Origin of the sequence: Kitasatospora sp. NPDC096077 (assembly GCF_040303245.1) — a bacterium.
In the GTDB taxonomy this organism is placed as follows: domain Bacteria; phylum Actinomycetota; class Actinomycetes; order Streptomycetales; family Streptomycetaceae; genus Kitasatospora.
The window spans coordinates 42,926-67,713 of record NZ_JBEOSV010000042.1 but is presented as its reverse complement, the minus strand read 5'-3'; the positions used below and the strand labels follow the sequence as shown (position 1 = coordinate 67,713).

Sequence of the window (24,788 nt, the reverse complement as noted above, 5' to 3'; positions counted from 1 at the left end):
GCGGTCGTCCGCGGTCAGGACCGGAGGCGGCGCAGGGCGGCATCGGTGATCGCGCCGATCCGTCCGGCCGCCTCCGCGTTCAGCATCTCCTCGTGCCCGCACGGGATCCGGTGCACCGTGACCGGTCCGTCGAGGTGGGGCCGCCAGCGTTCGACGGCCCGCTCCGCGCTCTCCGTACCGCTCCCCCCGTCCCCCGCCGCGACGAACAGCAGCAGCGGCCCGTCGAACCGGCCGGGGGTGAACTCCCGGGCGATGTCGGTGTGGTGGCGCATCACCGTCATCAGCCGGTCCAGCTCCGCCGGGTCGATGCCCGTTCCGGCGGCGTGGTGGTCCAGGAAGGCCGCGCGGATCTCCTCGTCGGTCGGGTTCGGGTCCGCCGGGTGCACCGGGTGGACGTCCAGCGCGGCCAGGAAGGCCACCGACTCGCCCGCCGCCCGGAGCTGGACGGCGAGCTCGTGCGCGACCAGCCCGCCGAAGGACCAGCCCAGCAGGTGGTACGGGCCGTGCGGCTGCACCCGCCGGATCCGGGCCAGGTACTCGGCGGCCAACTCCCTTACCCCGACGGGCTTGCGCCACTGCCCGGCCGGGGCCGCGATGCCCTCGGACTGCAGTGCGTGGACCGGCCGGTCCCGGTCCAGGTGCGGGGCCAGCTCGGCGTACGGCAGCCCGAAGCCGACCCCGCCGTGCACGCAGAACAGCGGCTCGGCGGCGCCGTCGGGCCGGATCGGCAGCAGCGGCTCCAGCATCGCCGCCGGAACCGGACCGGGAGCCGGGACCGGGACCGGAACCGGGGCCGCGCCGGCCGGTGGGACGGCGGTCGGTGGGACGGCGGTCGCAGTCCGGGCCACGGCGGCCAGGGCGGCCACCGTCTTGTGGGTGAACACATCGGCCAGCGAGAGGGTGAGACCGGCCTTCGCGGCCCGGCCGACGACCTGCACCGAGCGCAGGCTGTCGCCGCCGAGCGCGAAGAAGTCCCCGTCGGCGTCGACCCGTTCGAGCCCGAGCAGCTCGCCGAAGACGGCTGCGAGCACCTCCTCGGCGGGGGTCCGCGGCGGCCGTCCCGGGCGATCCGAGGTGCCCGGTTCGGCGGCCCCGGGCTCCGGCAGCGCGGCGACGTCCAGCTTGCCGTTGGCGGTCAGCGGCAGCGCGGGCAGCGTCACCAGGGCGGTCGGCACCATGTGCGCGGGCAGCGACTCGGCGAGGAAGGCCCGCAGCACCGGCCCGTCCACGGCCGCCACCCCGGGCAGCGGCACCAGGTAGCCGACCAGCTGCGGGACCCCGGTCGGCGTGGGGCGGACCCGCACCGCGGCCTGGACCACCACCGGGTGCCGGGCCAGCGCGGCCTCGATCTCGCCGAGCTCGATCCGGAAGCCGCGCAGCTTGACCTGGTGGTCCGCCCGGCCGACGTGGTCCAGGGTGCCGTCGGCCCGCCGGCGGACCAGGTCCCCGGTGCGGTACATCCGGGTGCCGGGCGGGCCGTACGGGTCGGCGGTGAAGCGCTCGGCGGTCAGCGCCGGGCGGCCCAGGTAGCCCCGGGCCAGGCCGCTCCCGGCGAGGTACAGCTCCCCGGTGACGCCGACCGGCACCGGGGCCAGCGCCGCGTCCAGCACGTACGCCCGGTGACCGCCGATCGGGCGTCCGATCGGCGGCCGGCCGCCCGGCGACGGCTCCCCGCCGGGCTGGTCGACCGGCTCGCCGCCGGGGTGCGCGGGGTCGCCGCCGGGGCGCAGCCGGTCGCTCCAGGTGGCGCAGACCGAGGCCTCGGTCGGTCCGTAGGCGTTGCGCAGGTCGATCCGTCCGGCGAGCCGGTCGACCAGTCCGGGCGGGCAGGCCTCGCCGCCGACCGCGAGCAGCAGGTCGGCGGGCAGCGGCACCCCGTCCGGCAGCCCGGCCGCGACCGGCGGCGGCAGGATCGCGTGGTCGACCCGGTGCTCGACCAGCAGCGCGGCCAGCCGCTCCCCCGCGAACCGGCTCTCCTCGGTGGCGAACACCAGGGCGCCGCCGCCGCACAGCGAGGCGGCCAGCTCCCACACGGTGGCGTCGAAGCTGAACGAGGCGAACTGCAGCACCCGGCGGCCCGGCCCCAGCAGCCCGTACAGGTCGGCGGCCAGGTTGACGGCCCCGGCGTGCGGCACCGCGACGCCCTTGGGGCGGCCGGTGGAGCCCGAGGTGTAGATGACGTACGCGGTGTCCTGCGGGGTCAGCGGGCGGGTGCGGTCGGCATCGGTCGGGTCGGTGTCCGGCCGCCCGGCCAGGTCGGCGAGCGTCCCGGGGGCGTCCAGCGGCAGCCGTGCGGCGTCCGTCGGGGGCAGCGCGACCCCGTCCTCGGTCAGCACCAGCACGGGGGCCGCGTCGCCGAGCAGGTGGGCGATCCGCTCGGCCGGGTACGCCGGGTCCACCGGCAGGTAGGCGGCCCCGGTCTTGAGCACCGCCAGCAGGGCGACCACCAGCCGCGGGGAGCGCGGCAGGGCGAGCGCCACCACCGCCCCGGGGCCGATCCGGCGGGCCAGCAGCAGGTGGGCCAGCCGGTTGGCCCGGGCGTGCAGCTCCCGGTGGTCCAGCCGCAGGGTGTCCGGCCCGGCCGGGACGGCGTCGGGGGCGATCAGCGCCGGGCGGTCCGGGGCCTCGGCGGCGGCCCGCTCCAGCAGCGCGGTCAGGGTGCGGGCGCGGGCGGTCGGGGCGGGCGGGCCGCTCCACTCCGCCGGCAGGGCCCGCCGTTCCTCGGCGGTGAGCAGCGCCAGGGCGCTGAGCGGGGCGTCCGGGGTGCGGGCGGCGGAGTCGAGCAGGGTGGCCAGCGTGCGGGCCAGTCGGGCGGCGGTGGCGGCGGTGAAGAGGTCCCGGCGGTACTCCAGCAGGATGTCCAGCCCGGCCGGGGTGCCGTCCGGCGCGGTGCGCTCGCGGACCTGGAAGGACAGGTCGAACTTGGCCGTGGTGGTGTCGACCGGCAGCACCTCCGCGGTCAGACCGGGCATCGGCGGCAGGTCCCCGGTGGCGTTCTCGAAGGCCAGCACCACCTGGAACAGCGGCTGGCGGCCCATCGAGCGGGTCGGGTTGAGCTCCTCGACCAGGTGCTCGAAGGGCAGGTCGGCGTGGGCGTAGGCGGTCAGGTCGGTCTCCCGGACCCGGCCGAGCAGCTCCCGGAAGGCCGGGTCGCCGGAGGTGTCGGTGCGCAGCACCAGGGTGTTGACGAAGAAGCCGACCAGCTCCTGGACGGCCTCCTCGGTGCGCCCGGCCACCGGGCTGCCGAGCGGGATGTCGGTGCCGGCGCCGAGCCGGGTGAGCAGGGCGGCCAGCCCGGCCTGGACGGCCATGAACAGGCTGGCGCCGCCGGCCCGGGCCAGTTCGGCGAGCCGGGCGTGGGCCTCGGCGGGCAGGGCGCAGCCGACCTCGGCGCCGTCCTGGCCGGCCCGGGCCGGGCGCGGGAAGTCGACGGGCAGCTCCAGCTCCTCCGGGATGCCCGCCAATTCCTTGCGCCAGTGGGCCAGTTCGGCGGCGGCCAGGCTGTCCGGGTCGTCCTTGGCGCCGAGCAGGGCGCGCTGCCACAGCGCGTGGTCGGCGTACTGCACCGGCAGCGGCCGCCAGTCGGGCGCGCGGCCCTCGGTCCGGGCCCGGTAGGCGGTGGCGAGGTCGCGGACCAGCGGGCCGAGCGACCAGCCGTCGGCGGCGATGTGGTGCAGGGTCAGCGCGAGCGCGTGGTCCTGCGCACCGAGCACGAACAGCCGGGCCCGCAGCGGGACCTGGGACGACAGCTGGAAGGGCCGGGCGGCCTCGGCGGCCAGCGCCCCGGGCAGCTCCGCCGCCGACAGCTCCGCCGACTCCAGCCGGGCGCCGGCCGGTTCGGCCTCGGCGGTGGTCAGCACCAGCTGCGAGGGCAGCCCGTCCGCCTCCGCGAGGACGGTGCGCAGGCTCTCGTGCCGGGTCAGCACGTCCCGGACGGCGGCGGCCAGGGCGGCCCGGTCCAGCGGGCCCTTCAGCCGGACGGCCAGCGGGAGGTGGTACGCCCCGCCCGGGCCGTCCATCCGGTCCAGGAACCAGAGCCGCTCCTGGGCGTGGGACAGCGGCACGGTGGCGGGCCGCTCGGCGGCGCCCAGCACCGGCCGGACGCGCCCTGCCGTCGCGCGCCCTGCCGTCGCGCGCCCTGCCGTCGCGGGCTCCGCAGTGGCCGCCACGGGCTCCGCGGCGGGCTCCAGCGTGCGGGCCAGCGCCTCGGCCGTCCGGGCGTCGAACAGCGCCCGCACCGGGACGTCCCGGCCGAGCACGGCCCGCAGCCGGTTGACCACCCTGGTCGCGGACAGCGAGTGCCCGCCGAGCGCGAAGAAGTCGTCGTCGGCGCCGACCCGTTCCAGCCCGAGGGCCTCGGCGAACGCCGTGCAGAGCAGTTCCTCGTGCTCCCCGGACGGCGCCCTCCCCCGGCCCGCCCGCTCCTCCGCCGGGGCGGGCAGGGCCTTGCGGTCGACCTTGCCGTTGGGGGTCAGCGGCAGCTCGTCCAGCAGGACGTAGCCGGCCGGGAGCAGGTGCGCGGGCAGCAGCCGGGCCGCCCGCTCCCGCAGCGCGTCCGGGTCGACCGCCGCCGGGACGACGTAGGCGACCAGCCGGGCGTCCCCCGCCCGATCGGTGCGGGCCGTGACGACGGCCCGCCGGACGCCGGGCTGCGCGGCCAGCACCGACTCGATCTCGCCCAGCTCGATCCGGTGGCCGCGGATCTTCACCTGGAAGTCGGTGCGCCCGGCATACTCCAGCACCCGGCCGGAGGGGTCCCAGCGGGCGATGTCGCCGGTGCGGTACATCCGGGCGCCGGGCGGGCCGTACGGGTCGGCGGTGAAGCGCTCGGCGGTCAGCGCCGGGCGGCCCAGATAGCCCCGGGCCAGGCCCGCGCCGGCCAGGTACAGCTCGCCGAAGGTGCCGTCCGGGACCGGCCGCAGCGCGCCGTCCAGCACGTACGCCCGGGTGTTGGCGATCGGGGTGCCGATCGGCGGCGGGCCGGTCCGCTCCCCGTCCAGGACGGCGGCCGTGGACCAGACGGTGGTCTCGGTGGGGCCGTAGACGTTGGTCACCGAGGCGCAGTGCGCGATGAGGGTGCGGGCCAGCGGCTCGGGCAGCGCCTCGCCGCCGACCAGGGCACGCACCCCGGCCAGCCGGGGGGCGTGGTCGGCGGCGAGCGACTGCCACAGGCTCGGGGTGGCCTGGAGGACGGTGGCGCCCAGACCGGTGACCGCCTCGGCCAGGGCGGCCGGGTCGCGCACGGTCTCCCGGTCGGCGAGCAGCAGTTCGGCGCCGGTGGCGAGCGGGACGAACAGTTCCAGGTTGGCGATGTCGAAGCCGAAGGTGGTGACGGCGAGCAGCCGGTCGGCCGGGGTGACGGCGAAGCGCTCGGCCATGTCCAGCACCAGGTTGACCAGCGCGCCGTGCGGCACCACCACGCCCTTGGGGCGGCCGGTGGAGCCCGAGGTGTGGATGACGTACGCGGGATGGTCGCCGGACGGCTCGGGCAGCGGGCCGGGGGCCGGGGCGGGGGCCGGGGCGGGAGCGGGGGCGGCGGGCAGTCCGGCCGGATCGTCCAGGACCCACGACTCGGCTCCCTCCGGCAGCAGTTCGCGCACCCGGCGGTGGGTGAGGACGACCATCGGGGCGGCGTCGGCGAGCAGGTGGCGCAGCCGCTCCGCCGGGTGGTCCGGGTCCAGCGGCAGGTAGGCGGCACCGGACTTGAGCACGGCCAGCACGGCCACCACCAGGTCCACCGAGCGGTCCAGGGCGATCGCCACCACCCGCTCCGGCCCCGCCCCGACGGCGACCAGCCGACCGGCCAACTCGTCCGCGCGCCGGTGCAGTTCGCGGTGGGTCAGGCGCTCACCGGCGCACCGCACGGCGGGCGCGTCGGGGGTGCGGGCGGCCTGGGCGGCCAGCAGCGGGGCGAGCCGACCGCCGTGCGCCGCGGTCGGTACGGCGGGCGTCGCGGGGGCCGTCGTGGCGGCCGGCACGAAGGTCCTCGCGGTGGCGTTGCGGTCCTCGACGATCCGGGCCCGCTCGGCCGCGTCCAGCACGTCCAGGCGCCCGCACGGCAGGTCGGGCGCGGCGAGCGCGGCGGCCAGCAGCCGGACGAAGCGCCGTCCGACCAGCTCGGCCCCGGCGGCGTCGACCAGCGCGGGCAGGTGGTTCACCGCGAGGCCGAACGGCGTGCCGGGGAAGACCGTCAGGGTGACCGGGAAGTGGGTGGCCGAGCGGATGTCGACCCCGGTCACCTTCGGCCCCTCGCCGGGGTCCAGCCGCAGGCTGCCCATCGGGTAGTTCTGGAACATCAGCGCGGTGTCGAAGAGTTCGCCGCGCACCGCGGTGAGCTGCTGCACCTCGGCCAGGGTCAGGTGCTCGTGCGGCAGCAGCTCGACCTGGCCGCGCTGGACGGCGGCGAACAGCTCGGCCGGGGTGCGCGCCGGGTCGACGTCCACCCGGACCGGCAGGGTGTTGGCGAACAGTCCGACCATCCGCTCGACGTCCGCCAGCCCGGCCGGCCGGCCGGAACTGACCGCGCCGAACAGCACGGTGGACTGCCCGGTCAGCCGGGACAGCAGCAGCGCCCAACAGCCCTGCACCACCGCGTTGACGGTCAGGCCGCGGGCCCGGGCGAAGCCGGTCAGCGCCTCGGAGACGGCCGGGTCGAGGTCCAGCGGGACGGACCGGGGCAGGCCGTCGCCGCCGCTGCCGCCGCCGCTGCCACCAAGGACCGGGGGACGGCCGGACGGCACCAGCCGGGTCGGCTCGGTCACCCCGGCCAGTGCCGCACCCCAGGCCGTCCGGGCGGCCTCCCGGTCCTGGGCGCCGAGCCAGGCGAGGTGGGCCTGATAGCGGGCGGCGGGCACCAGGTCCGTCGGGCCGGTCGGGCCCACTGCGCTGGTCGGCCCCGTCGAACCGGCGGCCAACTCGGCGAGTTCGCCCAGCAGGGTCACCATCGACCAGCCGTCCAGCAGGATGTGGTGGACGGTCCACACCAGCCGGCACCGCCCGTCCCCGGCGCGGGCCAGGGTCAGCCGGTGCAGCGGCGGGCGGGCGAGGTCGAAGCGGCGCAGCCGGTCCTCCTCGGCCAGCCGCTCGAACCCGGCGTCCGCGTCCGGCCCGGCGCCCGCCACCGCGACCTCCCGCCAGGGCAGCGCGACCGTGGTGGGCACCACCTGAATCGCCTCGCCGCTCCGGCGGTGCCGGAAGCAGGACTTGAGGTTGGGGTGCCGCTCCAGCAGCGCCTCCGCCGCGCTGCGCAGGGCGCCCGCCTCGGCATCGGTCAGCTCCTCGAAGTCGAGCACCAGCTGAATGGTGTAGACGTCCGTCCCGGCGCGGTCGTACTCCGAGAGAAAGAGCAGTCCCTGTTGCAGCGGTGAGAGCGGAAGGACTTCACTGATGGCGGACGGCCGATTCAAACCGGGCTCCTCACGGAAGGCCCGCACAAGTGCGGTGCAGTGCGGTGCACGTACGGAATAACAAACGTTTTCCGATCCCGCTGACGGGCAACTGACCGGCAGCTGACGAACGGCTGACACGCCCGGCCGAGCTGGGCGGACGGGCCGGGCGGCGGGCGCCGTCAGCAATCCGTCAGCCCCTCGTCAGCGACCGGCGGGAGTCTTGCCGCCGAGGCTAATTCGTCACCGAAGGCCAGGAGTCCCCGTGCCGGTCATTTCCGCGTCGCACGAATTCGAGGTCAGCGACCTCTTCGTGAATCTGCAGCCGATCTTCGGGCACCGCCTCTTCCTGAAAGTGGAGGGATTCAACTTCGCCGGATCCATCAAGCTGAAGGCGGCCCGGGAAATGGTCGCCCAGGCGGAGGCGTCCGGTGTGCTGGGGCCCGGCTCGACGCTGGTGGAGTCCTCCTCCGGGAACATGGGCGTGGCGCTCAGCGTGCTCGCCGCGGCGCGCGGCTACCGGTTCGTCTGCGTCACCGACTCCCGCTGCAACGAGACCACCCGGCGGACCATGGAGTCCTACGGCGCCGAGGTGCACGTGATCACCGAGCCGCACCCGACCGAGGGCTTCCTCGGCGCGCGGATCCGGCACGTCCAGGCGCTGCTGGCCGAGGACGGGCGGCGGGTCTGGCTCAACCAGTACCTCAGCCCGGGCAACTGGATGGCCCACTACCGCACCACCGCGCCCGCCATCGCCCGCCAGTTCCCGGACCTCTCCGTGCTGTTCGTGGGCGCCGGGACCACCGGCACCCTGATGGGCTGTGCCCGGTACTTCCGCGAGCGGCGGCCCTCGGTGCGGGTCGTGCCGGTGGACAGCGTCGGCTCGGTCACCTTCGGCGCCCCGCCGGCCACCCGGCACATCCCCGGCCTGGGCACCAGCGTGCGCCCGCCCCTGCTGGACGACTCCCTGGTGGAGCGGGCGATCCACGTCGAGGAGCGCGACACCGTGCGCACCTGCCGGGAGCTGATGCGCGGCGGCTTCCTGTTCGGCGGCTCGACCGGCACCGCGGTGAGCGGGGCGCTGGGCTGGCTGGACGAGCGCCACGGCGACGGCGCGGGCGGCGTGCGCGAGCGGGTGACGGCGGTGACCATCGCCCCGGATCTGGGCGAGCGCTACCTGGACACCGTCTACCACGACGACTGGGTGACCCGCTCGATCGGGCCGGAGGGCCTGCTGCCGGGCGTCGGGCGCGGCGGCCCCCGGACCGGGGTGCACGCGGTGACGGGCTGAGTCCGCGGGCTCCGGATTTTTCCGACAGTTCCGGATATCCCGAATGTTCCGATTGTTGAGAGAGTTCCGAAAATTCTGAAAGTCCCGGGATTTCCCAGGGTTGTCGACGCGGGCTGAGGCGAGGATGACGGAGAACGAGGCAACGACGACGAACCGGGGCGCGGTCCTGCCGCTCACCGCGGCGCAGGCCGAGATCTGGTTCGACGAGCAGTTCGCCGCCGGGCCGCTGGCCTACAACATGGCGGACTACATCGACCTGCGCGGGCCGCTCGACCCCGAACTGCTCGGGCGGGCCCTGCAAGGCCTGGGCCACGAGGCCGAAGGGCTGCGGGTGCAGTTCGTCGAGGAGGACGGCGGCCCCGGCCAGATCATCCGCCCGCTCGCCCGACTCCCCCTGAAGCAGCTGGACTTCAGCGGCCGGCCCGAGCCGCTGGCCGCCGCCGAGCAGTGGATGCGGGCGGACCACGCCGACCCGATCAAGATCACCGACTTCCCGCTGTTCCGCGGCGCGCTGCTCCGACTCGGCCCCGACCGGCACCTGCTCTACCTGTGCATGCACCACATCCTCGCCGACGGCTTCAGCCGCGGACTGCTCTACCCCAAGCTCTCCGGCCTCTACACCCGGCTGGGCGCCGCCGCCGGGGGCGACCCCGAAACCGCCTCCGAAGCTGCTCCCGACGCCGCCTCCGAGGCCGAGGTGATGCCGCCGTTCCACCGCCTCCTCGACGCCGAACGCAAGTACCTCGACTCCAAGATGGTCGACAAGGACCGCGCCTACTGGACCGACCGCCTCACCTCCGACCGGCACGGCCCGCTGCCCGAACTGGTCTCGCTCTCCGAGCAGGAACCCGCCCCCGCCCGGGTCGCCCGACGCGAGACCGTCCGGCTCTCCCCGGAGACGACGACCGCCCTGCACGCCCTGGCCCAGGACGGCAAGGTCACCCTGCCGGTGCTGATGGTCGCCGCGACGGCCGCCTACACCCAGCGGGTCACCGGCGTCGAGGCCCCGCTGCTCACCCTGCCGGTCACCGGCCGGGTCGGCGCGGTCAACCGCGCGATCCCCGGCATGCTCGCCAACTACCTGCCGCTGGCCGTCCGGATCCGGCCCGAGCTGACCCGCACCGAACTGCTGCGCGCCGCCTGGCGCGAGGTCGCCCGCGCGCTCCAGCACCAGCGCTACCGCGGCGACCGGATCCGCCGTGACATCGGCCTGCGGATCGACGACCAGCGCGCCTTCGGCCCGTTCATCAACGTGCTCGACCAGGACCCGGAGCTGGCCTTCGGCCCGGACTGCCGCGGCGTGGTGGTCAACCTCTCCACCGGCATCGTCAAGGACCTCATCCTGACCGTCCTGAACGCCGCCGACGGCACCGTGGAACTCCACCTGGACGGCAACCCCGCCCTCTACACCGCCGCCGAACTCGCCACTCACCTGGCCCGGTTCGCGACCTTCCTGGACACCCTCGCCACCATGCCCGCCGACCGTCCGATCGGCCAGATCGGCCTGGGCGCGGCCGGCGAACCGCTCGGCCTGCTCGGCGACCGGGACACCACCGCCGCCCCCGACCAGGACCTGGTCGAACGGGTGCGCGCGATCGCCGCCGAGCACCCCGAGGCGGTCGCGGTCCGGGACGGCCGGGAACGGGTCGGCTACCGCCAACTGCTCACCCGGGCCGCCGGAACGGCCGCCCGGCTGTCCGCCGCCCGGGCGGGCCGCGGCTCGCTGGTGGCGGTGCTCGCCGAGCCGGGGGCGCCGTTCGTCACCGGGGTGCTGGCCGTCCAGGCCGTCGGCGCCGCGTACCTGCCGCTGGACCCGGCCGCACCCGCCGCCCGCAACGCCGCCCTGCTCACCGACAGCGGCGCCACCCACCTGCTGCTCGGCGCCGGCTGCACGGCCCCGACCGGCACCGAACACACCGGGCCCGCCGAACACGCCGGGCCCGCCGAACGCACCGGGCCCGCCGCACCCGCCGTGCTGCCGCTGAGCGACCCTTCCGACGCCGCCTGCAGCACCGAACTCCCCGCGGTCGGCAGCGGTCTGGACCTGGCGTACGTGATGTTCACCTCCGGCTCCACCGGCCGCCCCAAGGGCGCCATGGTGCACCGCGCCGGGATGATGAACCACCTCTGGGCCAAGGTGCGCGACCTGGACCTCGCCGCCGGTGAGGCCCTGATCCAGAACGCGCCGCTGACCTTCGACGTCTCGGTGTGGCAGATGTTCGCCCCGCTGATCGTCGGCGGCAGCGTCCGGGTGGCGGGCGCCGAGACCGCCGCCGACCCCCACGCGCTGTTCACGCTGGCCCGGGACGAGGCGGTCGCCGTCCTGGAGGTCGTCCCGTCCCTGCTGCGCGCCGCCCTGGACGCCTGGGACCTCGACGGCGACGCACCCCGACTGCCCGAGCTGCACTGGCTGGTGGTCACCGGCGAGGCCCTGCCCGCCGACCTGTGCCGCCGCTGGCAGGCCCGCTACCCCGACGTCCCGATGATGAACGCCTACGGCCCGACCGAGTGCTCCGACGACGTCACCCACGCCGTCATCGCGATCGACGACGAACTGGACGCCCGGGTCCCGATCGGCTCCGCCGTCCGCAACACCCGCCTCTACGTGCTCAGCGACGAACTCCAGCCCGTCCCGGTCGGCGTCCCCGGCGAACTGTACGTCGGCGGCGCCGGCGTCGGCCGCGGCTACCTCCACGACCCCGCCCGCACCGCCACCACCTTCCCCGCCGACCCCTTCACCGGCGACGGCACCCGGATGTACCGCACCGGCGACCGTGTCGTCCAACGCCCCGACGGACAACTGGAGTTCATCGAACGCCGCGACCACCAGATCAAGATCCGCGGCCGCCGCGTCGAAACCGGCGAGATCGAAGCCGTCCTGCGCACCCTCGACACCGTCACCGACGCCGCCGTCGCCGTCCTCCCCGACACCTCCGGCAACCCCCGCCTGATCGGCTACCTCACCGGCCCCGACGTCCGCCCCGGTCACGTCCGCGCCGAACTCGCCCAACTGCTGCCCGCGTACATGATCCCGGCCACCTGGCTGGTCCTGGACGCCCTGCCGCTCACCGCCAACGGCAAGCTCGACCGCAAGGCCCTCCCCCAGCCCGACCCCGCCGCCCAGGACAGCAGCCGCGGCCCGCGCACCGAACGCGAGCGCATCCTCTGCGACATCCTCGCCGAGGTGCTGGGCACCACCGGGATCGGCATCGACGAGGACTTCTTCGCCCTCGGCGGCGACTCCATCCGCTCCATCCAGGTGGTCAGCCGCGCCCGCAGGGCCGGGCTGCTCTTCACCACCCGGGACATGTTCACCCACAAGACCGCCGCCGCCCTGGCCCGGATCGCGGGCGGCACCGACACCCCCGCCCCCGACGCCGACGAGGCCGCCCGGGAGCGGGAGCACGGCACCGGTCCGTACGAACTCACCCCGATCAGCGCCCAGTTGCACGCCGACACCGGCCGGCTGGACGGCCCGGTCGCCGACTACGCCCAGTACGTGGTGGTCCGGGTCCCGGTCGAGCTGGACGCCGACCTGCTCGACACCGCCCTGCACGCCCTGGTGGACCACCACGACGCGCTGCGCACCCGGGCCACCGAGCCCTCCCCCGGCCTGTGGCACCTGGAGGCCCTGCCCCCCGGCGCCCTGACCGGCGTCCGGCTGGCCACCGCCGCCGAATCCGGGGGCCAGGAGGACGTACCCGCCTTCGCCGAACGCCAGGCCGCCGCCGCCCGCACCCGGCTCGACCCCGGCGCCGCCGTCATGCTCCAGGCGGTCCTGATCCCCGCCGCGCCCGAGGCCGACAGCGCCCACCTGGTGCTCTGCGCCCACCACCTGGTCATCGACGGGGTCTCCTGGCGGATCCTGCTGCCCGACCTGGCCGCCGCCTGCACCGCGCTCGCCGAGGGCCGCACCCCCGCCCCCGACCCGGTCGGCACCTCCTACCGCGCCTGGTCCCGACTGCTCGCCGACCAGGCCCGCACCCAGCACCGCGGCGCCGAACTCGCCCACTGGCAAAGGACCCTGGACGGCCCGGACCCGCTGGTCGGCAGCCACCGGCTCGACCCGGCGACCGATGTGTACGGCACCCGGCGCACCCTGCGCCTGGAGCTCGGCCCCGAGGTCACCGGACCGCTGCTCACCGACCTCCCGGCCGCCTTCCACGCCGAGGTCAACGACGTCCTGCTGACCGGCCTGGCCATCGCCGTCGCCGACTGGCGCCGCCGGCACGGCCACGCCGACCACACCCGGACCCTGATCGAGCTGGAGGGCCACGGCCGCGAGCAGCTCAGCGACCGTCTCGACCTCTCCCGCACCGTCGGCTGGTTCACCGCCGCCTTCCCGGTGCGGCTCGACCCCGGCGAGCCGGACTGGGACGAACTGTGGTCCGGCGGGCCCGCGTTGGCCGTCGCACTCAAGCGGATCAAGGAGCAGCTGCGCGCCCTGCCCGACCGGGGCGTCGGCTACGGCCTGCTGCGCTACCTCAACCCGCACGCCGCCCGGGTGCTGGCCGGCCGGCCCGGCCCGCAGATCGGCTTCAACTACATGGGCCGCTTCGACGCCCGGCGCAGCGGCCACTGGGAACCGGCCGGCGGGGACGGCGTGGTCGGCACCGGCGCCCACCCCGACCTGCCGCTGCCGCACCTGCTGGACGTCACCCCGGCCACCGAGGACCGGCCGGACGGTCCGCACCTGATCGCCAACTGGTCCTGGGCCGGCCGCACCGTCGCCGAGGAGGACGCCCGGGACGTCGCGGAGACCTGGTTCCGTGCCCTGGAACTGCTCGCCCGGTACCCGGGCCCGGGCGGCCGCACCCCCTCCGACCTGCCGCTGGTCCGGCTCGACCAGGCGGAGATCGACGAGTTCGAGTCCGAACTCGCCGCCGCCGGAACCGAGTTGCTCGACGTCCTGCCGCTCACCCCGCTCCAGCAGGGCATGCTCTTCCACGCCGACCACGACGCCGCGTCCGCGCAGGACGTCGACGTCTACACCCTGCAGATCGTCGCCGACATCGAGGGCGAGCTGGACCCGGCCGCCCTGCGCGCCGCCGGTCAGGCACTGCTCGACCGGCACCCCAACCTGCGCTCCGCCTTCCGCGCCCGGGCGGCCGGCGAGCCCGTCCAGGTGGTCCCCCGGCACGCCCGGCTGCCCTGGCTGGAAGCCGACCTGACCGAACTCCCGGAGCCCGCCCGGGCCGCCGAGCTGGACCGGATCACCGAGGCCGAACGCACCCGCCGCTTCGACCCGGCCGCGCCGCCGCTGCTGCGCTTCGCCCTGCTCAGCCACGGCGAGGACCGGCACCGCTTCGTCTGGACCAGCCACCACATCCTGGTCGACGGGTGGTCGATGCCGCTGCTGGTCCGCGAGCTGTTCGCGCTCAGCGCCCCCGCCGCCGCCACGACCCCCGCCGCCGCCACCATCTCCGGCGCCCCCGGTACGGACGCCGTCCCACTGCCCGACCCGGCCCCCTACCGCTCCTACCTCGCCTGGCTCACCGCCCAGGACCGCACCGCCGCCCGGACCGCCTGGCGCGAGGCGCTGGCCGACCTGGACGGCCCGACCCTGCTCGTCCCGGCCGACCACGGTCGCGCCCCCGCACTGCCGCGGTCCGTGCACACCGAGCTGCCGCCCGAGGCGACCGCCGCCCTCACCCGCTGGGCGCGCGGCCGCGGCCTCACCCTGAACACCGTGGTCCAGGGCTGCTGGGCCGTGCTGCTCGGCCGACTCACCGGCCGCCAGGACGTGCTGTTCGGCGCCGTCACCTCCGGCCGCCCGGCCGAGGTGCCCGAGGTCGAGTCGATGATCGGCATGTTCCTCACCACCGTGCCGGTCCGGGCCCGGCTGCACCCCGACACCCCGCTCGCCGAACTGCTGCACGCCCTCCAGGACCGACAGAGCGCGCTGCTCCCGCACGAGCACCTCGGACTCGCCGCGATCCACCGGGCCGCCGGGCTGACCGGCGAGGCCTTCGACACCGTGGTGCTGTTCGAGAACTTCCCGCTGGACGAACGGCACCTGGCCGGCGGCGCGGGCCCCCGGGTGGTCCGCGCCGAGGCCCGGGACGCCCGGCACCACCCGCTCAGCCTGGTGGTGCACCCCGGCGAGGCGCTCAGCCTGCGCCTGGACCACCACCCGGAGCTGTTCGGCCGGGACACCGCCGAACGGATCGCCCGGATCCTGCTGCACCTGCTGCACACCGTCACCGAGCGGCCCGAACTGCCGCTCGCCCGGATCGACGTGACCGCCCCGGCCGACCTCACCGGCACCGCCACCCCCGGCGAACTGGGCGGACTGCTCGGCCACTGGGACCAGTCACTGCCCGAGGAGAGCCTCGGCGTGGTCGAGCGGATCCGCGCGGTGGCCGAGCGCACGCCGGAGGCCGTGGCCGTGACGGACGCCGACGGGCCGCTCCGCTACCGGGAGTTGGTCGCGGCGGCCGGCCACCTGTCGGCGCTGCTGACCGGGGCCGGGGTGGGCACCGGCTCGGTGGTGGCGCTGCTCGCCGAACCCGGCGCGCCCTTCATCGCCGGGGTGCTCGGCGTCCTCGGCGCCGGGGCCGCCTACCTGCCGCTGGACCCGGCCGCGCCCGACGCCCGCAACGCCGCGCTGCTGGCCGACAGCGGAGCCGACCGGCTGCTGCTCGGCGCCGGGCACCGGGCACCGGACGGCGCCGGAGTCACCGTGCTCGGGCTGGAGCAGGCACTCGCGGTGCCCGTCCTGCCCGCACCAAACCCGCTGCCCGCACCGGCCTCCCTGCCGGAGCCGGTCGGCGGCGGTCTGGACCTGGCGTACGTGATGTTCACCTCCGGCTCCACCGGCCGCCCCAAGGGCGCCATGGTGCACCGCGCCGGGATGATGAACCACCTCTGGGCCAAGGTGCGCGACCTGGACCTCGCCGCCGGTGAGGCCCTGATCCAGAACGCGCCGCTGACCTTCGACGTCTCGGTGTGGCAGATGTTCGCCCCGCTGATCGTCGGCGGCAGCGTCCGGGTGGCCGGAACGGCCACGGCGGCCGACCCCACGGCACTGTTCGGGCTGGTACGGGACGAGGGCGTCGCCGTGCTGGAGGTCGTCCCGTCCCTGCTGCGGGCCGCCCTGGACGCCTGGGACCTGGACGGCACGGACGGCCCGGACGGCGGCACGCCCGAACTGCCGTCGCTGCGCTGGCTGGTGGTCACCGGCGAGGCCCTGCCCGCCGACCTCTGCCGCCGCTGGCACAGCCGGTTCCCGGACGTCCCGATGATGAACGCCTACGGGCCGACCGAGTGCTCCGACGACGTCACCCACGCCGTGGTCGGCCACGGCGACCAGTTGGGCGCCCGGGTCCCGATCGGCGGCGCCGTCCGCAACACCCGCCTCTACGTACTCAGCGACGAACTCCAGCCCGTCCCGGTCGGGGTCCCCGGCGAACTGTACGTCGGCGGCGCCGGCGTCGGCCGCGGCTACCTCCACGACCCCGCCCGCACCGCCACCACCTTCCCCGCTGACCCCTTCACCGGCGACGGCACCCGGATGTACCGCACCGGCGACCGCGTCATCCAACGCCCCGACGGACAACTGGAGTTCATCGAACGCCGCGACCACCAGATCAAGATCCGCGGCCGCCGCGTCGAAACCGGCGAGATCGAAGCCGTCCTACGCACCCTCGACACCGTCACCGACGCCGCCGTCACCGTCCTCCCCGACACCTCCGGCAACCCCCGCCTGATCGGCTACCTCACCGGCCCGGGGGTGGACCCCGAGCGGATCCGCCACCGGCTGGCCGAGCTGCTGCCCGGCTACATGGTCCCGTCCTCCTGGCTGGTCCTGGACGCCCTGCCGCTCACCACGAACGGCAAGCTCGACCGCAAGGCCCTCCCCCGGCCCGAGGCCGCCGAACAGACCGGCCACCGGGGCCCGCGCACCGAGTCCGAACGGATCCTCTGCGAGATCCTGGCCGAGGTGCTCGGCACCGCCCGGGTCGGCATCGACGAGGACTTCTTCACCCTCGGCGGCGACTCCATCCGCTCCATCCAGGTGGTCAGCCGCGCCCGCAAGGCCGGGCTCACCCTCACCACCCGGGACGTCTTCACCCACAGGACCGCCGCCGCACTCGCCCTCCTCGCCGAGGAGGCCGCAGCCTCGGCCGACGGCGCCGAGCCCGCCCCGCCCGAGCCCACCGGCAGCCTGGTCGAGCTGTCCGACGAGGAACTGGCCGATCTGGAACTCGAACTGAACGAGGAGCTCTCGTGACAAGCGGCCCCAGACCGACCCCGCCCAGGAGCACCACCGACCCGGCCCCGCCCGGGAACGCGGCGCCCTCGGCCGGGAGCGCGGCGCCCTCGGCCGGGAGCGGATCGAGGATCAGCGAGGTGCTGCCGCTCTCCCCGCTCCAGCAGGGCCTGCTGTTCCTCTCCTCCTACGACCAGGCCGCGCCCGACCTCTACACCCTCCAGCTGGTCGCCGAACTGGACGGCCCGGGCGCGGCCGACGGCAAGCGGCTGGCCGCCCGGCTGCGCGCCGCCTCCGCCGCCCTGCTGGAGCGCCACCCCAACCTGCGGGCCTGCTTCCGCCACCGCCGCAACGGCGAACCGGTCCAGGTGGTGCCCAAGGAGGCCGAGCCGGAGTGGCGGCTGCACGACCTCAGCGACCTACCGGAGGCCGAACGGGCCGCCGAGGCACGGCGGTTGGCCGAGGAGGACCGGCTGCGCCGGTTCGACCCGGCCCGGCCGCCGCTGATGCGGTTCACCCTGATCCGGCTCGGCGAGGGCCGCCACCGCTTCCTCTGGTCGGTGCACCACATCGTCCTGGACGGCTGGTCCTTCCCGCTGGCGGTACGGGAGTTGGGCCTGCTGGGCGATCCGGACCGGGCCGCCGCGCTGCCCGCGCCGGCACCGTACCGGTCCTTCCTCACCTGGCTGGGCGGCCGCGACACCGCCGCCGCCCGCACCGCCTGGGCGGAGCTGCTGGCCGACCTGGACGGGCCGGTGCGGGTGCTGCCGCCGGTCGGACCGTCGCCCGAACTGCCCGCCACCGAGCGGAGGTTGCTGAACAGCGAGCACACCGCCGCGCTGGCCGGCTGGGCCCGCGGCCGGGGCCTCACCCTGAACACCGTGGTCCAGGGCTGCTGGGCCGTACTGCTCGGCGGACTCACCGGCCGCCAGGACGTGGTGTTCGGCTCGGTCACCTCCGGTCGCCCGGCCGAGGTGCCGGAGGTCGAGTCGATGATCGGGCTGTTCGCCAACACCCTGCCGGTACGCGCCGACCTGCGCCCGGACCGGCCGGCGAGCGAGCTGTTCGCGGCCCTGGCCGCGCAGCAGCTGGCGATGATGCCGCACGAGCACCTGCCGCTGGCCGAGGTGCAGGCCGCCGCCGGGATCCGGGGCGAGCTGTTCGACACCGTGCTCGCCTTCCAGAGCTACCCGATGGACGAGGCGGCGCTGTACCGGGAGTCCGGCGGCACGGTCGGCGCGGCCCGGATCCACTCCGCCACCCACTACCCGCTCAGCCTCACGGTCCTCCCCGGCGAGCGGCTGGACCTCCGACTCGGCCACCGCGCCTCGGCCTTCGAAGCCGCCTTCGGCGCGGGCGGGGCGGCCCGGCTGCTCGACCGGCTGGTGGACGTCCTGGAGCGGGTCGCCGAGGACCCGGACACCCCGCTCGCCCGCCTCGGCGCCCCCGAGCCGGCCCCCGTCCCCCGGGCCGACGCCGTTCCGGAGGTCCGAGGGACGGGGGCGAGCGAGGCGGACACCACCGTCCCCGCCCTGTTCGCCGAGCAGGCCGCCCGCACCCCGGAGGCCGTCGCGGTCACCGCGCCCGACGCCGAACTCGGCTACCGCGAGCTGGACCGGCGCGCCAACCGGCTGGCCCGGCTGCTGATCGCACGCGGCGCCGGGCCGGAGACCTTCGTCGCCGTCGCCCTGCCGCGCGGCGCCGACCTGGTCGTCGCCGTCCTGGCCGTGCTCAAGGCGGGCGCCGCCTACCTGCCGCTGGAGCCCACCCACCCGGCCGAGCGGACCGGCCACGCGCTGGCCGACGCCCGCCCGGCCCTGCTGGTCACCGCCACCGGCCTGCTGCCGGACGCGGCCCTGCCGAGGATCGACCTCGACGCCCCCGGGACGGCCACCGCACTCGCCGCCGAACCGGCCACCGCGCCCGCCACCACCGTGGGGCCCGACCACCCGGCCTACGTCATCTTCACCTCCGGCTCGACCGGCCGCCCCAAGGGCGTGGTGGTGCCGCACCGGAACGTGGTCCGGCTGCTCGACACCACCCGCCCCCGGTTCGGCTTCGGGCCGCAGGACGTCTGGACGCTGTTCCACTCGATCGCCTTCGACTTCACCGTCTGGGAGCTGTGGGGCGCCCTGCTGCACGGCGGCCGGCTGGTCGTCGTCCCGTACGACGTCTCGCGCTCCCCCGACGCCTTCCTGGACCTGCTCGCCGCCGAACGGGTGACCGTCCTCAACCAGACCCCGTCCGCCTTCTACCAGCTGATCCGCGCCGACGCCGACCGCCCGCGCCGACTCGCCCTGCGCACCGTGGTGTTCGGCGGCGAGGCCCTGGACGAGCGCCGGCTCGCCGACTGGTTCGCCCGGCACCCGGAGGGCGCACCGCGGCTGGTCAACATGTACGGCATCACCGAGACCACGGTGCACGTCACCGCCCACGAACCGACCGCCGACGGAACCACCGGCTCGATCGGCCGGGCCCTCCCCGACCTGCGGACGCACCTGCTGGACGGCGCCCTGCGCCCGGTCCCGACCGGGGTGCCCGGCGAGCTGTACGTCACCGGCCCGGGCCTCGCCCGGGGCTACCTGGGCCGGCCGGCGCTGACCGCCGAACGCTTCGTCGCCTGCCCGTTCGAGGACGGCGGCGCCCGGATGTACCGCACCGGGGACCTCGGCCGGTGGCGGCCGGACGGCACCCTGGAGTATCTGGGCCGGATCGACGAACAGGTGCAACTGCGCGGCTTCCGGATCGAGTTGGGCGAGATCGCGGCCGTGCTCGGGCGGCACCCGCTGGTCGCCGAGGCCACCGTGCTGGCCCGCGAGGACCGCCCCGGCGACCGGCGGCTGGTCGGCTACATCGTCCCGGCCGCCATCTCCTCCGCCATCTCCCCCGACGCTCCCCACCTCGCCCAGGAGGTACGGGCGTTCGCCGCCGAGCGGCTGCCCGACCACATGGTCCCGGCCGCCGTGGTGATCCTGCCCGCGCTCCCGCTCACCGCCAACGGCAAGCTCGACCGGCGCGCCCTGCCCGCCCCCGTGTACGCCACCTCGGCCCGCGCCCCGCGCGGCCCCGAGGAGCGGCTGCTCTGCACGGTCTTCGCCGAGGTCCTCGGCCTGACCGGGATCGGCGCCGACGACGACTTCTTCGCCCTCGGCGGGCACTCGCTGCTGGCCACCCGGATCGTCAACCGGCTCCGGGCCGAACTCGGCGCGGAGCTCCAGGTCCGGGACCTCTTCGAGGCCCCCTCCCCGGCCCGCCTCGCCGCCCGCCTCGCCGCCCGGCCGGGCGGCGCACGGACCGCCCCGCTCCGCCCCCCGCTCACCGCCGCGGCGCCCCGCCCGGCCGTGATCCCGCTCTCGCCCGCCCAGCAGCGGCTCTGGTTCGTCGAGCAACTGGGCGCCCCCGGCGGGCTGTACCACATCCCGCTGGCCGTCCGGCTCTCCGGCCGGCTGGACACCCCGGCGCTGGCCGCCGCCCTGCGCGACGTGCTGGCCCGGCACGAGGCGCTGCGCACCGTCTTCCCGCGCCGCACCCCCGACGCCGGGACCGGGACCACCGACACCGACACCGCCGAACAGCGGGTGCTCACCCCCGCCGAAGCCGACCTCCCGCTCCCGGTCAGCCGCACCACCGAGGCCGACCTGCCCGCCGCCCTCGCCGCCGAGGCCGCCCGCGGCTTCGCCCTGGAACGGGAACTCCCGCTCCGCGCCCGCCTCTTCACCATCACCCCGGAGCAGCACGTGCTCTCCCTGGTGCTGCACCACATCGCCGCCGACGGCTGGTCCCTCGCCCCGCTCACCCGCGACCTCACCGCCCACTACCGGGCCCGTCGCGACGGCCGCCCGGCCGAACTCCCGCCGCTGCCCGTCCAGTACGCCGACCACACCCTCTGGCAGCACGCGCTGCTCGGCACCGAGAGCGACCCGGACAGCCGACTCTCCCGCCAACTCCGCTACTGGACCGAGCGGTTGCGCGACCTGCCGGTCGAACTGGCACTGCCCTACGACCACCCCCGCGGCACCCGGACCGACCACCGCGGCGCCGCCCACCACAGCACCGTCCCGGCGCAGCTCACCGACCGACTACGCCGCACCGCCGCCGACTGGGCGGCCAGCCCCTTCATGCTGCTGCGCGCCGCCCTCGCCGCCCTGCTCACCCGGCTCGGCGCGGGCACCGACCTCCCGCTCGGCAGCCCGATCGCCGGCCGCACCGACCAGCAACTCGACGAACTGGTCGGCATGTTCGTGAACACCCTGGTGCTGCGCACCGACACCTCGGGCGACCCGTCGTTCCGCGAACTCGCCGAACGGGTCCGGGAGTCCGACCTGGCCGCGCACCAGCACCAGGAACTGCCCTTCGAGAAACTGGTCGAGGTGCTCAACCCCGAGCGCTCGACCGCCCGGCACCCGCTGTTCCAGGTGATGATCGGCCACCACCGCACCGCGCCGGCCCCCGCCCCCGGCCCGGAACTCGCCCTCACCGAGGAACCCGTCCCGCTCCACACCGCCAAGTGGGACCTCTTCCTCCAGTTCACCGAACGACCCGACAGCTCGCTCACCCTCACCCTCGAACACCGCACCGACCTCTTCGAGCCCGCCACCGCCCGCCGGATCGCCGAGGCCTACCTGCGGCTGCTGGCCGCCCTGCTGGCCGACCCCACCGCCCCGATCTCCCGGCCCGCCCTGACCACCCCGGAGGAACGGGCCGAACTGCTCGCCCTCGGCACCCACCGGCTCGGCACCCCGCCCAGCACCGTCACCGCCCTGGTCGACCGCCGGATCGCCGCCGCCCCGCAGTCCGTCGCCCTGGTCCACGCCGGTCCGGACGGCCTGCGGCACACCGGCTACGCCGAACTGGACGCCCGGGCCAACCGCCTCGCCCAGCTGCTGACCGCCCGCGGCGCCCGCCGCGGCGAACCGGTCGCACTGCGGCTGGAGCGCGGCCCGGCGGTGGTGACCGCCCTGCTGGCGATCGCCCGCACCGGCGCGCCCTACCTGCCGATCGACCCGTCGTACCCCGCCGAGCGGGTGCACGGGATGCTGGCCGACAGCGGCGCCCGGCTGCTGCTCACCCAGCGCTCGCTGACCGGCATCGCCCTGCCCCCGGCCGTCGACGCCCTGGTCCTGGACGACCCCGGCACGGAGGCCGACCTCGCCGCCCGGCCCGCCACCGCCCCCGCAGTCACCGTCCACCCCGACGACCTGCTGTACGTGATCTACACCTCCGGCTCCACCGGCGCCCCCAAGGGCGTCGCGGTCACCCACCGCGCCGCCGTCCGCCTGGTGCTCGGTCTGCCGGAGCTGGCCCCCACCGCCGCGGACACCTTCCTGTACTTCGCGCCGGTCGCCTTCGACGCCTCCACCTTCGAGATCTGGGGCCCGCTCGCCCACGGCGCCCGGCTGGCGGTCCAACCGCCCGGCCCCGCCGACCCGCACGCCCTGGCGGACTTCCTCGACCGCGCCGGGGTGACCGTCGCCTTCCTCACCACCCAGCTGGTCAACACCCTGGCCGACACCCACCCCCGCGCCCTGGCCCCGCTGCGCGCCCTGCTCACCGGCGGCGAGGCCCACTCCCGCGACCACCTGGACCGGCTGCGCGCCGCCCTGCCCGGCACCACCGTCTTCCACGTCTACGGCCCCACCGAGACCACCACCTTCGCCACCGGCCAGGACCTCGGCCGCGCCGACGGCACCGTCCCGATCGGCCTGCCGATCGGCGACACCGGCGCGTACGTGCTGGACGAGGCCCTGCACCCGGTGCCGTACGGCGTGGTCGGCGAGCTGTACCTGTCCGGCCCGGGCCTGGCCCGCGGCTACCTGGGCCGGCCGGCGCTGACCGCCGAACGCTTCGTCGCCAGCCCGTTCGAGGACGGCGGCGCCCGGATGTACCGCACCGGGGACCTGGTCCGCTGGGACCGGCACGGCCGGCTCGAGTACGTCGCCCGCGCCGACCAGCAGGTCAAGATCCGCGGCCACCGGGTCGAACCCGGCGAGGTCGAACGCCTGCTGGCCGCCCACCCCGCCGTCGCCCGGGCCGCCGTGCTGGCCCCCGCCGACGCCGCCACCGGCCAGCGCCGACTGGTCGCCTACCTGGTCCCCGCCGAGGGCCGGCCCGCACCCGAACCGGCCGAGCTGCGCCGCCACCTGGCCCGCTCACTGCCCGAGCACCTGGTCCCGGACGCCTACGCCGTGCTGCCCGACCTGCCGCTGAACGCCAACGGCAAACTGGACGTCCGCGCCCTCCCCGAGCCGACCGCCGCCCCCGCCGCCACCCGCGCTCCCCGGACGGCCGCCGAGCGACTGCTCTGCTCGGCCGTCCAGCAGGTGCTGGAGCTGCCCCGGGTCGGCCCGGACGACTCCTTCTTCACCCTCGGCGGGGACAGCCTCAAGGCCATCCGGCTGGTCAACGCGGCCGGTCGGGCCGGCCTGCCGCTCACCCTCGGCGCGGTCTTCGAACACCGCACCCTGGAAGCCCTGGCCGCCACCGCCTCCGCCACCGCCACCGCTTCCGCCACCGCTTCCGCTTCCGCTTCCGTCTCCGTCCCGACGGAAGGCCACCACCTCGACCCGCTCGCCCCCGTCCTGCCGATCCGCCCCACCGGCAGCCACCCGCCGCTGTTCTGCGTGCACGGCGGCCTCGGCTTCGCCCTCCCCTTCGCCGCCCTCGCCGAGCACCTCGACCCGTCCCGACCGGTGTACGGCCTCCAGGCCCGCGGCCTGTCCGACGACGGCCCGCTGCCCACCGGGCTCGGCGAGGTCGCCGAGGAGTACCTCGCCCGGGTCCGGGCGATCCAGCCGCACGGCCCGTACCACCTGCTCGGCTGGTCCTACGGCGGGGTGGTCGCCCACGAGATGGCGGTCCGGCTGCGCGCCGCGGGCGAACCGGTCGCCCTGCTGGCCAACCTGGACGCCTACCCCGAGGACGCCCGCGGCGCCCGGCCGAGCGACGCCGAGTTCCTCGCCGACTTCCTGGCCGAGGCCGGGGCCGACACCACCGCCCTCCCGGACGGACCCGCGGAGCTCACCCCGCACTCCGTCGCCGCCCACCTCGCCCGCACCCCCGGCCCGCTCGCCGCCCTCCAACCGGCGCTGCTGGAGCGGCTGTTGGCCGTCATGCGGAACAACCTCGAACTGTTCCAGCGGTTCACCCCGCGGCGCCTGGACGACTGCCCGATGACCCTCTTCGTGGCCACCGGCGGCCCCCGCCGCCCCACCCCGGAGGAGCGCGCCCTCAAGCTCAAGAGCTGGGAGCCGTACGTCGGTTCGGCCGTCCGCGCGCACGACGTGGACGCCGGCCACCAGCAGCTGTTGCAGCCCGGCCCGGCCGCCACGATCGGCGCCGTCCTCGACCGGTACCTCGACACCGCCAAGACCGTCACCGCCAAGACCGACAGCACCAAGACCGACCCCACCCCGCCCGGACGGACCCACAGGAGCGAACCGGCATGACGAACCCCTTCGACCGCGAAGACGGCACCTTCCTCGTCCTCGTCAACGAGGAGGGCCAGCACTCCCTCTGGCCGTCCTTCGCCGCCGTCCCGGCCGGCTGGTCGGTGACACTGGACGCCACCGACCGGGCCACCGCCGTCGCCCACATCGAGGCCCACTGGACCGACCTGCGTCCGCTCAGCCTGCAGCGCCAGGACTGAACAACCGCCCGCCGCCGCCGAATTGCCGGATCCCCCGGCGAACGGCCCCGCCGACACCGCCCGCCGCACCCGCGGAGCCCCCGTCCCCCGGTGCGGCGGGCGGCCGTCCGCATTTCCCCGCACGACCCCCGCAGGCCACCCCACCAGCTCCCCTCCCTGCCCCGACTTCCGTCAGTGGACGGTCAGTTGAACGTCATCGACCCGTCATCGGCGCTGATTAGTTTTCTCGCCGGAAGCAGATTTCCGGGCATCTGG

The 24,788-nt window shown here is 76.0% G+C and carries 5 protein-coding genes; 4 read left to right on the top strand and 1 reads right to left on the bottom strand.

The features are described 5' to 3' along the window. Positions 1-14: 14 nt before the first annotated feature. Positions 15-7,406, bottom strand: coding sequence for a non-ribosomal peptide synthetase (locus tag ABTZ03_RS29155; protein WP_350516084.1), 7,392 nt, complete (start codon positions 7,404-7,406; stop codon positions 15-17). 244 nt (positions 7,407-7,650) lie between these two features. On the opposite strand from ABTZ03_RS29155, the gene sbnA reads away from it, so the two are divergent. The 4 genes from sbnA to ABTZ03_RS29135 all read left to right on the top strand — a co-directional run bounded on the left by sbnA (position 7,651) and on the right by ABTZ03_RS29135 (position 24,533). Next, the gene (sbnA, locus tag ABTZ03_RS29150; RefSeq protein ID WP_350516083.1) at positions 7,651-8,676 is read left to right on the top strand and encodes a 2,3-diaminopropionate biosynthesis protein SbnA; all 1,026 of its coding nucleotides are present in this window, start codon (positions 7,651-7,653) and stop codon (positions 8,674-8,676) included. Positions 8,677-8,800: 124 nt separating this feature from the next. Beyond that, positions 8,801-16,909 carry a non-ribosomal peptide synthetase gene (locus ABTZ03_RS29145; RefSeq protein ID WP_350516082.1) on the top strand — a complete coding sequence of 2,703 codons (8,109 nt, stop codon included), beginning with the start codon at positions 8,801-8,803 and terminating at the stop codon, positions 16,907-16,909. Next, positions 16,906-24,333 (top strand): non-ribosomal peptide synthetase, encoded by a 7,428-nt coding sequence (locus ABTZ03_RS29140; RefSeq protein WP_350516081.1) that lies wholly within the window; start codon positions 16,906-16,908, stop codon positions 24,331-24,333. Before ABTZ03_RS29145 ends, ABTZ03_RS29140 begins: the two co-directional genes overlap by 4 nt. Further along, the gene (locus tag ABTZ03_RS29135) at positions 24,330-24,533 is read left to right on the top strand and encodes an MbtH family protein (RefSeq protein ID WP_350516080.1); all 204 of its coding nucleotides are present in this window, start codon (positions 24,330-24,332) and stop codon (positions 24,531-24,533) included. The genes ABTZ03_RS29140 and ABTZ03_RS29135 overlap by 4 nt, the downstream gene beginning before the upstream one ends. Positions 24,534-24,788: the final 255 nt, after the last annotated feature.

Excerpts from the sequence above, each read along its gene's own strand:
- ABTZ03_RS29145 (WP_350516082.1), top strand. The coding sequence starts at position 8,801 with ATGACGGAGAACGAGGCAACGACGACGAACCGGGGCGCGGTCCTGCCG.
- ABTZ03_RS29135 (WP_350516080.1), top strand. The coding sequence starts at position 24,330 with ATGACGAACCCCTTCGACCGCGAAGACGGCACCTTCCTCGTCCTCGTC.